Source organism: Streptomyces sp. NPDC002573, from assembly GCF_042889625.1.
GTDB lineage: Bacteria > Actinomycetota > Actinomycetes > Streptomycetales > Streptomycetaceae > Streptomyces > Streptomyces gibsoniae.
Genome location: NZ_JBIARC010000118.1, coordinates 1 through 13,436 on the forward strand (window position 1 = coordinate 1; position 13,436 = coordinate 13,436).

At 66.4% G+C, this 13,436-nt stretch carries 19 protein-coding genes; 1 reads left to right on the forward strand and 18 read right to left on the reverse strand.

Annotated features, from left to right (window positions below):
• The 7 genes from ACFYX0_RS43635 to ACFYX0_RS43665 form a co-directional block, all read right to left on the reverse strand.
• Positions 1-561, reverse strand: a 561-nt coding sequence (locus tag ACFYX0_RS43635) for an IS701 family transposase (protein ID WP_388980317.1), incomplete at its 3' end; no start/stop codon positions are given.
• Between the two features lie 66 nt (positions 562-627).
• Complete coding sequence (locus tag ACFYX0_RS43640) at positions 628-1,047, reverse strand: DUF6093 family protein (protein ID WP_388980319.1); 420 nt, start codon at positions 1,045-1,047, stop codon at positions 628-630.
• Between the two features lie 6 nt (positions 1,048-1,053).
• On the reverse strand, positions 1,054-1,476 hold the full coding sequence (locus ACFYX0_RS43645) for a DUF6093 family protein (protein WP_388980322.1): 423 nt from the start codon (positions 1,474-1,476) through the stop codon (positions 1,054-1,056).
• 58 nt (positions 1,477-1,534) lie between these two features.
• Positions 1,535-2,380 carry a hypothetical protein gene (locus ACFYX0_RS43650; RefSeq protein WP_388980325.1) on the reverse strand — a complete coding sequence of 282 codons (846 nt, stop codon included), beginning with the start codon at positions 2,378-2,380 and terminating at the stop codon, positions 1,535-1,537.
• Between the two features lie 77 nt (positions 2,381-2,457).
• Positions 2,458-2,721 carry a hypothetical protein gene (locus tag ACFYX0_RS43655; protein ID WP_388980328.1) on the reverse strand — a complete coding sequence of 88 codons (264 nt, stop codon included), beginning with the start codon at positions 2,719-2,721 and terminating at the stop codon, positions 2,458-2,460.
• Positions 2,711-3,022, reverse strand: a complete 312-nt coding sequence (locus ACFYX0_RS43660) for a hypothetical protein (protein WP_388980331.1) — start codon at positions 3,020-3,022, stop codon at positions 2,711-2,713. Before ACFYX0_RS43660 ends, ACFYX0_RS43655 begins: the two co-directional genes overlap by 11 nt.
• Entirely contained in the window at positions 3,004-3,408 is a 405-nt protein-coding gene (locus ACFYX0_RS43665) for a hypothetical protein (protein ID WP_388980335.1), read from the reverse strand. Before ACFYX0_RS43665 ends, ACFYX0_RS43660 begins: the two co-directional genes overlap by 19 nt.
• A gap of 59 nt (positions 3,409-3,467) precedes the next feature.
• Between ACFYX0_RS43665 and ACFYX0_RS43670 the strand changes: the two genes are divergently transcribed.
• Entirely contained in the window at positions 3,468-3,701 is a 234-nt protein-coding gene (locus ACFYX0_RS43670; protein ID WP_388980337.1) for a DUF397 domain-containing protein, read from the forward strand.
• A 112-nt stretch (positions 3,702-3,813) separates the two neighbouring features.
• Here the strand turns inward: ACFYX0_RS43670 and ACFYX0_RS43675 are convergent, their stop codons facing one another.
• From ACFYX0_RS43675 to ACFYX0_RS43725, 11 genes are all read right to left on the reverse strand, one after another.
• Complete coding sequence (locus ACFYX0_RS43675) at positions 3,814-4,140, reverse strand: hypothetical protein (RefSeq protein WP_388980339.1); 327 nt, start codon at positions 4,138-4,140, stop codon at positions 3,814-3,816.
• Between the two features lie 88 nt (positions 4,141-4,228).
• A complete protein-coding gene (locus ACFYX0_RS43680; protein WP_388980342.1) occupies positions 4,229-4,963 on the reverse strand; it encodes a hypothetical protein in 735 nt (244 codons plus the stop codon).
• Positions 4,964-4,981: 18 nt separating this feature from the next.
• The gene (locus ACFYX0_RS43685; protein WP_388980344.1) at positions 4,982-5,287 is read right to left on the reverse strand and encodes a type VII secretion target; all 306 of its coding nucleotides are present in this window, start codon (positions 5,285-5,287) and stop codon (positions 4,982-4,984) included.
• A 15-nt stretch (positions 5,288-5,302) separates the two neighbouring features.
• Entirely contained in the window at positions 5,303-6,061 is a 759-nt protein-coding gene (locus ACFYX0_RS43690) for a hypothetical protein (protein ID WP_388980347.1), read from the reverse strand.
• A 342-nt stretch (positions 6,062-6,403) separates the two neighbouring features.
• A complete protein-coding gene (gene mycP / locus ACFYX0_RS43695) occupies positions 6,404-7,594 on the reverse strand; it encodes a type VII secretion-associated serine protease mycosin (protein ID WP_388980350.1) in 1,191 nt (396 codons plus the stop codon).
• An 82-nt stretch (positions 7,595-7,676) separates the two neighbouring features.
• Positions 7,677-9,122, reverse strand: coding sequence for a hypothetical protein (locus tag ACFYX0_RS43700; protein WP_388980353.1), 1,446 nt, complete (start codon positions 9,120-9,122; stop codon positions 7,677-7,679).
• Positions 9,119-9,448 (reverse strand): hypothetical protein, encoded by a 330-nt coding sequence (locus ACFYX0_RS43705; RefSeq protein WP_388980356.1) that lies wholly within the window; start codon positions 9,446-9,448, stop codon positions 9,119-9,121. The genes ACFYX0_RS43700 and ACFYX0_RS43705 overlap by 4 nt, the downstream gene beginning before the upstream one ends.
• A 446-nt stretch (positions 9,449-9,894) precedes the next feature.
• The gene (locus tag ACFYX0_RS43710) at positions 9,895-10,128 is read right to left on the reverse strand and encodes a hypothetical protein (RefSeq protein ID WP_388980358.1); all 234 of its coding nucleotides are present in this window, start codon (positions 10,126-10,128) and stop codon (positions 9,895-9,897) included.
• A 74-nt stretch (positions 10,129-10,202) separates the two neighbouring features.
• Entirely contained in the window at positions 10,203-11,207 is a 1,005-nt protein-coding gene (locus ACFYX0_RS43715) for a hypothetical protein (protein ID WP_388980361.1), read from the reverse strand.
• A 25-nt stretch (positions 11,208-11,232) separates the two neighbouring features.
• Positions 11,233-12,528: a hypothetical protein gene (locus tag ACFYX0_RS43720; RefSeq protein ID WP_388980364.1), complete on the reverse strand. Its 1,296-nt coding sequence runs from the start codon at positions 12,526-12,528 to the stop codon at positions 11,233-11,235.
• Entirely contained in the window at positions 12,525-12,878 is a 354-nt protein-coding gene (locus ACFYX0_RS43725) for a WXG100 family type VII secretion target (RefSeq protein WP_388980367.1), read from the reverse strand. The genes ACFYX0_RS43720 and ACFYX0_RS43725 overlap by 4 nt, the downstream gene beginning before the upstream one ends.
• Positions 12,879-13,436: the final 558 nt, after the last annotated feature.

Below are 13,436 nucleotides of genomic sequence, written 5' to 3' on the forward strand. Positions count from 1 at the left end.
AGCGCGTTGCAGCATCCGCCTGAAGTGCTCGTTCTTGGTCGCGAAACAGATCTCGTCGTCAATGCCGGCGGCCCGACAGCGGTCCCGGTCATCGGTCCAGGAGGCCGGGAGGTAGAGCTCGCGGTCGATCAGGGCACGTCCCCGGGCCGAGGCGTAGGCCAGGAAGGTTCCGATCTGGCAGTTTTCCGTGCGGCCCGCAGTACCCGAGTATTGGCGCTGGACGCCGGCGGATTTGGTGCCTTTCTTCAGAAAGCCGGTGTCATCGGCGATCAGGACCGCGTCCTTGGCGCCGATGGTCTCCACGACGAAGTCACGGACGTCATCACGGACTGCGTTCTCGTCCCAGTCGGAGAGGTTGAGTAGGCGCTGGACACCGTCCGGGCGGAGCTGGCCGACCTGCTCGGCCAGCGTCCAGCCGTTCTTCTTCTCCAGAGGTGCGACCAGCCCCTGAAGGTAGTCCAGTGCACGCTCACGCGGCTCGGACCTGCCAAAACGGTGGGCGAACCGGGCATGCAGCCCGGCTATCCCCTCGGACCACGACTCAACCTGCTCGACCGTCAACACATCAGCACACAGTCACATCAACGACAGACGCCGTTGATCGTCACCCCAGATGCGGTTGCAGTATTAGATCGCGGACGGAGCGAAAGTGATCCGCTCTGTGAGCCTGGTAGTCCGGCAGATCTCCACCGTGGACGCCTCGGTGGCGTCCTCCGCCAGCCAGGTGCGTCCCGTGCGGCCGTCCGCACCCTCACTGGTGATGACCTCCACCAGGTCGCCGGGCATGGCGACCGGCGCCCCGACCGGGGTCACCAGCCGGTACCAGGCCGCGCCCTCCGACAGCCAGTCGAAGCCCACGATTTGAGCGACCACGATCTGCCCGTGCGAGGACAGCACCGCGCCCGGGCCCTTGTACACGACACTCGTCGGCGTCTCCCCGGGCTCCCCCGTCTCCGGATCGAGGGCAGGCTGGGCGGCAGTGCGGGAGACCCGCACCGTGTCCGTCATCAACGCCTCAAGGTCGTTGCGGGCCTGCGAAATGTCCACCACTGCTCATGCTCCCGTCGTCTGCGTGGACTCGTCCATCCACGTGGTGCGGACCACCGCCAGGGTGTTGGCGTCGGAGATGTCCAAGACCCGCCACACCCGGTTGAGGAGCCCCTGATCCTGGGTCGCTGCGATCACCCGCACACTGTCCTCGCGGGACGCCAGCGGGGCCTGCAGCGGCGTCAGCAGCTTGTACCGGTCACGGGGGTCATCCGGGGCAGGCTGCCCCGCCACCGACACCGCCAGGCCCGGCCCGCCAGCCGCGAACACGGCACCCAGACCCTCGTACACGACGATGTCCGGACCCGGCACGTACACGCCCGTGTCCGGATCCAGCACCTCCGGACCGGGCCGGAAGATCTGAACGGTGTCCACCATGATCCGCGCGAGGATCGGGACGGCAGCGGCCAGCGAAATGGGACTACTCATGCGTTCGAGCGTAGGCGCCCGTGCGGACAGCTCCCCCGGCCAGCAGGCGGGGATGAGGTTACGACAGGGGCGGCAGGACCTCGTATGTGAATGCCACAAGAGCGTCGTAGCTGGCAGCGCCGTAGCGGTGGTAGTCCCCGTCGCTGGTGAGAATCACAGCGAACGGCGCAAGTCCGCTGATGTGCAACCGGGTAACTTCCCACGTCCACTCCACGGCCTCGCCGTAGGTCGCGCCGTAAGGATCGTCGGAGGTATGGCGGACACCGTCCGGCGTCTGAAACGCCCAATTCAAGCCGCGGTCCTGCGGGTCGACGGCTCGGCAGGTGAACGTCACGACGTCTCCGGGCCGCAGCGTTGTCTCGGTGGCCACGCTGAACAACTGGGGCTGGTTTTGGACGGCGGTTTCGGTGCTATTGCCGAAGCTGTCCCGCACAAGCTCTATACGCGGGAAGTATTGACCGGCGGCGTCCTGGCCACTGATATGTATGGTCACCCGGTTCCTGATCTCCCCTGCGATTGCACTCAACAACTCCTCCTCGAAGGGGAGCAGTTCACGGCTATGGGCCACAGTGTTACGTAGAGCCTCGAAGCGGTCCAGGAGAACCGTGATCTCCTTCTTGGCGCCCAGCGCCCCGTTGAGCGCCTCCCAGTGGGTGTTGATCAGCCGAGTCAGCTGCGTGAACTCTGCGTACTCGATTAGGTTGCCGGAGACCGCGACCACGCCACGCTTGGTGCGGCGCTTCTGCTCGATGGTCTGCTTATTGCGGAGGTCGGCCACATCTGTCTCTTTGAAGACATGGCTGATCCAGTCCGCGCCGAACTTCCCCCGCAGGACGATGGTGAGCAGGTCCCGCAGTGATCGCTCACAGCTGGCCAGCGCCACAGACGGCGTCATGAGGGGCATTCGGCTTCCTTTCCAGGGACGCAAGGGCCCCGCCTCCCGGACGGGGGGACCGGGAGGCGGGGCAGCAGTTGGGGCGGTCAGGCCTCGAGGTAGGCCACGATGACGACCGAGCCCAAAACGGCGACGTGGTAGATGATGCGGGCGGAGCCTTCGATGTGCTCCCTCAGCGGCACGTGACCCGCACGTGACGGCCTCTCCTGCCCGATCCACGGGTCTAAGGAGATGGCCACCAGCGCGCGGTCCAGGCGCACCAGCTCGGCCACGCTCAGCTTGCGCAGAACGGGTTCGCATTCGGGGGTGAAGGCAATCTGCGCTCGCCGCGGCGAGTGCTTAGGCGACACGGGCATCCCCGCCGTCGCCGGTGACGTCGATGCCGTGCGTGGCGTACAGCTCCACGCGCAGCGTCTCCCAGTCGCGCTTCAGGTCGATGCCGTTCTCGGCCATGCCGCGCAGGGAGTCGGCGAGCAGCTGCTTGCCTGCCTCCTCGGCCTCTGCGGCCTGCTGAAGGACCGGGGGCTTCTCGTGCTCGTCGAACTGCAGCCGCATGGGTGTCCCCTTCCGCGCTATCGCCGTGCTACCGGTACGGTACGCCGCCTGCTCGGGGTGTGTCCGCTTCTCGCCGCTCATACCGGCAGCCGCCACGACGGTCCACCTTCGTTGCCGATCCACACCGTCTGCTCCTCCGGTGTGATCGTCATGCCGAAGCCGGACTGGTGGGGAGCGCCGGCCGTCTCCCACTCCGACAAGACGTCCGTCACCCGGTCCCACAGCGAGATCGGCCCGCGCTGGGTGACCTGCGGGCGCCCGTCCTCGTCCATATCGAAGTAGGCCAGGGAGCCGGTGGTGACGTCGGACAGCACCTGAAACTCCCCACCGCCGAGCCGTTCGGCGGAGGGCACGGCCAACTGCGCCACCCACCGGCCCGTCCAGTCGTCCAGCCGCGTGGGCGGCGTCGCGGTGGTCCTGGTCCGGCCGGGCAGCAGGCCCAGCGGCGGCCGCGGGGGCCTGCCGTGCGGGCGCGTGATCACGCGCTGCCGCCGGAGGACACACCCGAATTCCTGCAACAACTCATGCGAGAGATCACCAAATGACCGGCACCCGTACCCACATAGCATCCAGGTTCACCAGCGCTGGAACGCGTTGGTTCAAGTCGTCGTACTCCGACGGCTCCGGCAACAACTGCATAGAGATCGCCGACCTCACGGCCACGGCGCACGTCGGCGTCGCGATCCGCGACAGCAAGGATCCCCACGGGCCCGCGCTGCTTGTCGACCCGGCCGCCCCCAACATGGCCTTCATTCAGGGAGTCCGCCACAGCTGATGATTACGGTGATGTGGCGCATATCCGCCTGACCGGGCCGAGGCTGGAACGCCCTCCGAGCGTGTGGTTCAGCCTCGGCCCGAGCCGATCGGACCGAGGGCGTACAAGGGTCTCAGAGCCCCTTGACCAGTTGGGCCGCCGTAGCGAGCGGAACCGACGGGTACTGGCGCCGCAGCTCACGCACCGCGACCGCGACCCCTCGCTGCTCGCGGATCCGGAGCAGCGCTTCTTTGTCGACCGCCTGGAAGAAGTCGTCGGTGCTGGCGAACTGGCGATTGAACTCTTCACGCCTCCTTCTGCGGTCGGAACGCGCCTCCGCGTTCCCCACAAGCACGACTCCGACGACGCAGAGCGTCACGCCAAGGAGAATCTGCCAGTTGAAGACGGTCAGGATACCCAGGAGGGTCAGGAAGGAGGAGCATCCCGCCAGGCCCCACATGGCTGCACGCGTTCCGCGCATGTTGCTTGCCGCCCTATTGTGGCTGGAGTATGGGCACATCAGATTGAATCTTGGCCGCTGCCGGGCATCAAGTCAGGGCGTCAGGCCAATGCCCACCAGGGAACGTGCTGTTGTCCACCGATTCCCCCTTGATGATCGCCATCTGCTGTCCCTGGGCCCCGAGGACCGCGACCAGCGCAGCGACAGCGGTCCAGATCAGCGCCGCGTTCACGCCAGCCTCTTCAATGATGGTGACAGCGCTGACCCACGAAAACACTACGGATCCCAGGGCCACGATGGCCGCGATGGTGGCAGTGATGAATTTCGCGAGGATCGCGGCTAGCGCTACGTAGAAGGCGAGGCCTGCGACGGCACAGATGTTGAGCCCTGTGGCGATCTTGTCGGCGCTCGTCTCGATCTGGGTGGCCGCGGTGGGCTGTCCCTTGACCGACGCGGTGTACTTGGTGGCTGCGTCTCCCGACCAGTGCTTGGGGGCGACGAGTGCTTCCGGTGCGGTCTCGCCGGCTACGGAAGAGGCCGGGCCCCGGACGTGGCTCTGCCAGTCCAGGGCATAGGAGAACATGGCAACCGGGGCGCCTACCCCTTCGAGGAGCTCCTCGATCTTGTTGAGTACCCAGGAGCCCAGCTCGATGAGCTTGTTGGCCACCCAGATCAGCGCATCAGCCACCGCGTCCGGGACGTACCAGTGGTTGGCGGTCGACTCGGCCTTGGGGCCGACCTGGTTGAGTTTCCCTGACAGGTCCTGCATGCCGGAGCTGAGCTTCGCCGTGACAGCTTCGTACTGAGCGGAACTGAAGGGCATGTTGTTCCACTCTCTCGGTCAGTACGCGCCGTCGATGGACTGCTTCACGTCCGCCTCGCGGCTGTCGTAGGCGTTCGCGTTCTTGATCAGCGCCGTGGCAACTTCATCCATACGCTGCTTCCCCTCGGCGCATCGCGCCGAGATCTGGTCGATCGCCTCTTCATAGGCCGCGAACAAGAGCTGGAATATACCCGCCTGGATGCGGGACAGGCGCAGACCTTCCGCGGCCTGGTGGATGTTCCCCATCCGTTCGCTCTCCCGGTCCCACATCCTCGCGTCCGTACGCAGGGCATCGGTGACGACCTTCAACGTGGGGTCAGACACGGAAAACCACTTCCCTCAGAAGTCGGTGATGCGCCGCGGATCGCTGAGAATGGCCAGGGCCTCGTCCAGGAGCGTGTCCAGCTGCCGGTTCTCTCCGCCCGTGGTGTTGGCCTCGACTGCCCGCGTGAGTGCGGAACGGGCATCCCGCAGGGCTTCGTCGAAGGCGCGGTTCAGGCCCACCGCCGATTGCTTGGCCGACCATCCCGGATCCACCGTGCACGCGACCAGGGAGCCCGGGGACAACGTCATGGTGACTCGCCCCGCAGAGTCCGAGCCCTGCACCTGAATGTGCTCCACCGCCTCGGGATCCTGACGGGCGAGATCATCGAAGGACGAGATCACGTCCTCCGCCACCTCGTCGATGCGACGGGGCACGACGTGACGCAGATCCCGCTGGGGCACCCCGGGCGGCGGGGTGGGATCTGCCGAGGAGTGAGGGGAACCCATATCCTGCTGCAGGCCGTCGGCGCTCTCGCGCCAGTCACTTGAGGAGAACACCTGGGACTGCGCGGACATGAGCTCGGCGACCGACGATCCGTACGCTTCGACGACGGCGCCACCGATCTGTTCGGGACCTCGCCGTCGCTGCCAGTCCCGTACCGCGACCACCGACTCAGGAAGGCCGTCCTGGCCCACCCGCACCCGCACAGCTCCCTGTGTGTCTTCGGCCTCGGCGCTCTGCGGCATGTCCTCCTGGATCCGTGCGATCAGGCCGTGAAGTTGACTGGTGTACTGCTGAAAACGCTGCAGTTCCTGAACTATGTCGTCAGTCACGCGGTCGATTCATCTCCCCGTCATCGGTCTCCGAAGTGGCATCTGCGGGAGGCGGTGGCCGAAAACTGCTGCCGCAGACTCTAAGGAGGACATGCTGCGCGTCATTGCTGTACAGCCGCTCACCGACCGCATCTACAAGCTACCGCAGTCACATTCAACACACCCAGCAGGGTTTCACTCACACCCTTTCTCCACATGCGCGAGTGAGACGGGCGGTCCCGCTGTTCGTCCAGCCGTCTACTACTGGTGCGGATAGCGGTCGGACGGCGGCTGTTGCTGGTACGGAGTGGAACCGGGGCAAGAATTCGGGGGATAACTTTCGTATCCGGACTGCGGATTGAACTACCTCTGCTCCGCCGCCCGACGGCGCTTCGCGCGCCGCACCAGAAACAGCGGCACGCCGATCACGATGAGCACACCGAGGGCTGCCAGCGTGCTGAGCGCGATGACCGAGTTGGTGGTCAGTCCACTGCTCGAATCATCGGACGCGGAGGACGCCGCCGTGCTGTCCTCGGGCGTTGCCGTGGAATTGGATGCGGGCATGGTGAGCGGGCCGTTCTTGGAGCCGGCCGGAATGTTCTGCTGAAGGGCGGCGAGGGGCTGGATGTAGCCGTAGCCGTACTTCTCGTCAGGGAGCTTCAGACCCTTGGCCGAGGCTGGGAGGCCGGCCGTCTTGGTGAGGCGGTTGACGATCTGGCCTGCGGTGAGGTCGGGGAACTTTTCGCGTAGCAGGGCGCAGGCGGCGGAGACGTAGGCGGCGGAGTCGGAGGTGCCGGTACCCATGCCGTAGCCGTCGGAGTCCGTGCTGGCGGAGACGATGCGGTAGCCGGGGGCCGTCAACAGCAGGGTTCCACCGTAATTGGACTTGTCCCAGATCTCGTTGGAGTTCGTGATTGCGCCGACGTTCACCACGCCTGGATAGCTGGCCGGGTAGCCGATGGCTTCGGTGCCGCTCTTCCCCTCGTTGCCCGATGCCGACACGACGATCACGTTGTGCTGAAGCGCGTACTGGATCGCCTGCTGTTCCTCGCCGCCGGAGGTCTGCGGGCCTCCACTCTCGGAGATGTTGATGACCGATGCACGGTGGTCCACCGCGTACCTGATCGACGAGGCGAGGCCGCCCGTCTGGGTGCCGTCATCGCGCAGTGGCAGGATCTTCGCGTCAGGGGCGAGTCCCTTCACGCCGTCAGCACCGTTGGCGCCGTGTCCGTGTCCGGCGATGATGCTGGCCATGGCTGTCCCGTGGCGGTCGCCTGCGGCAGGCGAGGCGTCCAAGTCCCCGTCGATGAAGTCCTTGCCCGGCAGGACGTTGCCCTTCAGGTCGGGGTGGGAGGCGTCTACGCCGTAGTCGATGACGGCGACGGTGACGCCCTTGCCAGTCGCGAGTTTCCAGACTGCCTTGGCGTCAAGGGCCTGGAGCGGCCACTGGTCGCTCCTGACCTGGTCCGCTGACGCGGTGGTCGCGGTGACGAAGAGCAGTGCTCCCGCCGCTGCCGTACTGCCCGCGATGCGCAGCGTCCGCGTGAGACCCATGCCGTGTTTCCCTCTCGTCCCGCCGGGCGGGGCCCGCGTGGTGGATGACGCGAGCCCCGTTTCTGTACTGCCGCGATCGTGTCTACTCGATGAGCGGTGGGGTGGTGTCGTCCTGCTTGGGCACCCAGGTCTCCTCGTCCTCCACGAGATAGCCCGGAACCGGCTTACCGTCTTTCCTCTTCTTGTCGCGGCCCTGGCCGGCCACGCCAGCCTGTCCGGAACCCGCCAGACCCGCCGCCCTGCGACCCTCGATCGTGCCACCGCGGCTTCCGTGTAGGCCGGAACCGGCCCGAGCCCCGGTGGAGGGGGCGTCTCCGGGTTCGCCGATCACCCCGCCCTTCGTACGGGCCAGGGGGCCCCGGCCACCGGACTGGTTGCCGCGTCCGGCACCTGTCCCCCTCCCAGCTACCACACCGCCCACGCCCGTGCGGCCGCTGCCCGCCGCGGAGCCTTCGCCGTAGGCGCTACCACCACGGGCCAAGCCGCCCGCAGGGCCGCCGGGCACACCGGGCACACCGGCACCTGTTCCAGATCCGCCGCCCGCGCCGCCGACTCGGACAGCGCCTCCGCTTCCATGGCCGCCGCCGTCCCCGGCGCCACCGGGGCTGGTGGTCGCAAGTCCGTCCGTATCCGTGCCGACCCCGGAGGGCGCGGACGTCTTGGAAGAGGAACCGGTACCTGCACCAGCAACGCGGTGGGGGGTGCTGGGGGACGCCGTGATGGTCGACCGGCCCGAACCGCTCGACGCGCCGCTGCCGGTGGAAGCCCGGCCCACCAGCCTGGGGCCGCTCTCGGTCGGGATCGCGATGATCGGGACCGGCGCCGTGCCTCCGGGATCACCGGGGTAGTCGTCTTCACTGTCCGTACGGGGCAGCGGCTTGCGGTTCCACGTCCCCATGGCCTTGGTCTGCGACGCGTACGCCGCCCCCAACTGCTCCATTTTCACGGCCATCTTCAACTGGGCTTCCTTGCCCGCCGAGAGGTCGTCCTTGTTCCTGTCCAGGGCCTCCTGGGTGGACATCCCGGCCCGCTTGTCCGCCTGGTAGCCGCTGTCGTCGTGCGAGAACCCGTCCGCGAGGAAGTCGACCCCGCTGGCGATCGTTCCCGGCTTCTCCATCGCCTCGACCTCGGGCTTGATGGACTCCAGCACCGTGGCCGCGCTGCCCAGCGCGACGGACGTGTACTTGGCGTACTGGGCGCCGTCCTGCATCTTCTTCGCGATGACCTCGGCTCGCGCCTTGAACCGATCGGCGGCCTCGCCCTCCCAGTGCTCGAGCACTCCGTGCACCGCTGCCAGGAAATCCTGCCGCGATCCGCCGCCGCCGTCCTCGCCCACCAGGTCATGGTTGACCTTGCGCCAGCCTCGGGCCACGTCGTGAACTACGCCCGGCTTCGCGTTGATGACCATGGCCTTCATCTGGTCCATGTTCAGATCGGCGAACGGGGTCTTGGCCTGCTCGTCGTAGCACATCGCCGCCGGGACGTATTCGTACGTGTAGCCGTCGCTCTTCTTCCCGCCCGAGCTCATGACCTACCCCCGTCCGACAGCCCGGCCGCGATCTCCGCTTCCTGGTCCTGGTATGCGCCGTGATTCTTCTTCGTCTTCGTCCCGAAGTCGTCCACCAGGCCGTGGATATGGGTGACGATGTCCTCGAGGTGCTGCTTCATCTCCGTGTGCGCAATGTGCAGATCGTTCGCCTCAGTGAAATCCACACTGCCCAGTGCACCGTTCGGCAGGTACGTCTGATAGCGAGAGTCGGAGGTGGTATCGCCCAGATTTGAGATAATTCGGTTGAGTTGTGTGACCACACCGTCCAGTGCGCTCAGATCGACCTTCAGCTCGCCGCTGGCCACCGCGAGTGCCCCCTGTCCCCGTACGACTGATAGCGCAAGCAATGTTATTGGCTGCATCAGACAGCGCACAGCGCCCCCATCTCTTTCCGGCCTCGAGGAGAACAGAGGTTTGGGTGCCCAACGGCTGGATCCAGCGTCAAACGGCCTTCCAGGCTCCGCCGGTGACGACCCGAACCGGTTCCAGATGACGTTGAGCGGGGCTCGTGCGCAGTCACCGTACACGGGAACGCTTGCAGCGACTTGGTGACGTCCGTCGACGTGTACGCCGGCCCGGTCGGCCTTCCCCTCGTCGTACTGCAGCAGATGCCCGAGATGCCGGTCGACCTGGACCAGATCGGCGATGGCGATGGGAGCGCGGGCTGCTTCGATGCGCTGTGGGGCGGTGCCCCGCCTGTCGACCATGTCGGTGTGCGCAACTCGGGGTCACGCCTGCCACCAGCGAACTGTCAGCTGACGCTCATACCCCGTTCCGGCCACTGTCGCCGCTCCTCGAACACGGAGTTGATCTTCCGTGATGCCTTGAGGAACGTGTAGTCGGCGTTGCCGTCGTCGGATGTCGAAGTGCGGCTGGCCGTATCCACGGTGAGCGTACGGCCCATTTCCGCGGGGTTCTCGCCGAAGGAGTAGCGAATGGAGTCCGGCTGCTCGGACAACTTTTTGAAGTAGACCAGGGACGACATTTTCTTGCTCTCGAACAGCCCCTGAGACCGAGGCACTTCGCGTGACTGGCTTCACATCTCTCGTCAGGCGGCGGTCACCGCTCAGGCCGGTGGAACACCGCGAGCGGCCCGTACTCCGTGGACTTCGCGGCGGCCAACTCAGGGTGGGCGGGCAGGTGAACCCGCTGGATCCCGACGGTGTCCGGCCAGACGGTCAGTTGCTCCCCGGTCCCGACCAAGATGCGATCCCAGTCCTGTCCGCCGGATGTGCCGACGCGGTCGATGACGAATCCGAGGCAGTGCGCCGCGACTCGGTCGAGGGTTCGTTTCAGCGCAGCGACGACTTCGTCTCGATCGGCTTCGGGGACATCGGCGATCTGGAAGGTGAACCTCTGGATCGACGGATCAATGCGCCGCACATTGCCTGCGAGGGACTGGTCGTAGCCCATCCAGCACTGGAACTCAACTTCGCGGTACTGGCCGCTGGCCAGGGACTCTGCCAGTACGTCGGGACCGCCCATGAGCGGCTCTTTCCTGCCTTCCGTGGTCTCACGGAAGCCGAAGAGAGCATCCGTGAGCGGATGTGCGACCGAAAGGCCCGCTGCTCCGAGCTGACCGATCAGCGCCTGGCTCGATGGACTGGTCAGCGCCGGCAGGTACCACGCGAGGAACGGCCGGACGGCAGAGCGTGGGACCGCGGCGCTGGCCGAGGCGTCCCGGTCGAAGTACTCGTTGAAGATTTCGAGGGCCTGCTCGTGAGACAGGGCAGGGCTTGTGTAGTCGTTGGCTCGGATGTGGTCGACGAACTCGGCGGGGAGAGCGACGTGATGGTTGCGTACGTAATGGGCGAGCTCGACGGGCCACAGCCATGTTCCGTCCGTGACCAGCGATCCGGCACCGGAGATCCATTCGTCGCCGGTGATGACGTCCCGCTCGGCCCCCATGGTGGAGTAGATCTCGGTGGACGATTCCAGGTATGCGACGACCCGGTCCTCGTCCCGCTCACCCGTGGTCCTGGCGGCATCGCGGAGCGAAGGGGCGGAAGCCGAGGGGTCGCCGTGGCCGCCGTGCTCCCGGAAGAAGCCCACCCGCTTGATCATCGTCTCTCCAGTCGAACCGTGGGCCTCAGTGGTGCACCGGCAGGTAGATGCGCCAATAGCCATTGTTGCCGATCGTGGGGGTCTGGTTGAGACCCAGGTCGGGCGAGGTGCCCACCTTGTCTGTGGGTGCGTATACCGGCGCACCCAGCTCGTTGGCCACGGACTGAGCGAGCGGCAGCTCCGGGGGCATCGCGTCGGCACCGGAATGGCATGAGACGAGGCGTACCGGGCCGCCGTGGTAGTTGGGGTTGCTACGGATCGCGTCCACGACGTTGTTGGGATGCACCTCGAAGTCGGTAAGCGTCTTGCCCGCCATGTTGACGCGCCCGGGTAGGAACACGCCCTCGTTCGTGCCATGGACGACCACGTCGTGAACGCCCGGCATCCGGCCGACCCGCTGCAGATTGTTCAGCGTGCGCTGGTCGTAGCCGATGGTGGTGGTGCTCTTCCCGAAGTAGACAGGATCACCCGATATGAGCTCGTAGTCTCCCGGCTTCGTCGGAGGTACCGGAACCTTCGAGTCCTCACTGCGCAAGAGGCTCCAAGTGCGGGACTTGCCCATCTGGTCGAGGTCGGCACTGTTCAGGCGCAGCGAGTCACCGAAGACCGCACTGATGCCACCGTTCTCGACGGCAATCTGCGCCGTGCTTCCCGCACCGCCGAGGAGGCCGCCGGTGAGAGCGCCGTACACCCCGGCCTCGCTAGCCTCGTCGAGGTTGATGCCGCCCTTCTGCTCGCCCAGGGCCATGGCCGTCGGCTGGGCGACGGCGAGATCGACCGTGATGGACTCCACGCCGCCGAAGGCAGCGGTGGCCAGGGTGGTGCCGGCGATGGCTGCGACCTCCTCGGTCACCGCCACCCCCACGGAGGCGGCGAGCTCGGTGACACCGGCCGCGGCCGCCGCCGCGGCGCCCTCGGAGAGACCGGCCGTGAAGACGGCCAGGGCGGTGCCCGCGACGAGCGTCGCGCCGACGATCTCCAGCTCGTGCTCGAGGTGCTTCTTTGCGCCGTGCACCGCGTCCGCGTACGCATCCATCGCCTTGGCCATATCGCGGGCCGCATCCGCGAGGTCCTTCAGCCAGCCGCGGCCATGGTCGTAATACCGGCGCCAGAACTTGTCGAACGCAGTGATCGACTCGCCCTTGTTGTCCTCGATCAGCGCAAGAGCGGCCTTGTTCGCGGCGGCGGCGATGTCGTCGATGTCGTCGGCGAAGGCCCGCCACGCCTTGGCGGCAGCCCGGAGGCCGTCTTCGTCGGCGGCGGGCCACCACATGCCCGTCAGGTCCTGAACGGCCTTGCGGGCCTTGTCCGCGACGCTCACTCGCCGTCGCCCGTGCTGTGGTGGCCGACCTTAATCCGGCCGAACATGCCCCGGATGCGCTCTTCGTTGTCGATGTGCTTGTCGGCCATATCGACCAGACCCGCGTGGATGCTGGCGAGGCCCTCGATGAGGATCTGGGTGGAGTGCTCGATCTGCGTGACGTGCGGGCCATACGCGTTGTGGAACTTCTCGCCCTGCTCATCGTCGCCCCACGGGGCACCCGCCGCGGCCAGGCCGTGCTTCAGCTTGGTCAACGCGCTTGCGAGGGCAACGCTTTCGCGGTGGAAGGCGGGCGCCGCCGTCTTGATGTCGTCGACCTTGATGTCGAGTATCTCGTCCTTGCCGCCCATGACTTCGCGTTCTCCCCCTTCATTGACCGCACAGAAATTCGACCCTAGATGCCGGTTGGTGGTTCACGACTGTGAGTCACGCAAAGCCGGGGCAAAGGTCCGTTCTTCGACCGTGAGTCAGCTCACTGGCCGTTGCCGTGTCGGACGTGAGCAGGCTCCACCGGTGACGACACCGATGGGTGTCAGGAGAGCTGATCAACGCCGATGCCGACTAGGCACCGGTCGGGGAAATGCAACCAAAACTGCAACCACAGAACGACGAAGGTCCCGACCGCTGAACGGCCGGGACCTTCGTCTGCCCACGTGGGCGGCTGCGGAGGATACGAGATTCGAACTCGTGAGGGGTTGCCCCCAACACGCTTTCTAACTGTGCGTATGACCGTCCGGAGGCGTTCGCATGGGTTCACTGGGCAGGTCAGAGAGCGTGTGCGTACGGCGGTGAACGGTGGTGGCCGTGGGCGCAGACTCTGGTGCGTAATTCGGCTGTCAGCCGGTGAGTTGGTGGCTGAGGCGGGTGAGGCGGCTGGTTCGGTTGCGGTCGAGCGGGTGACCGCTCCA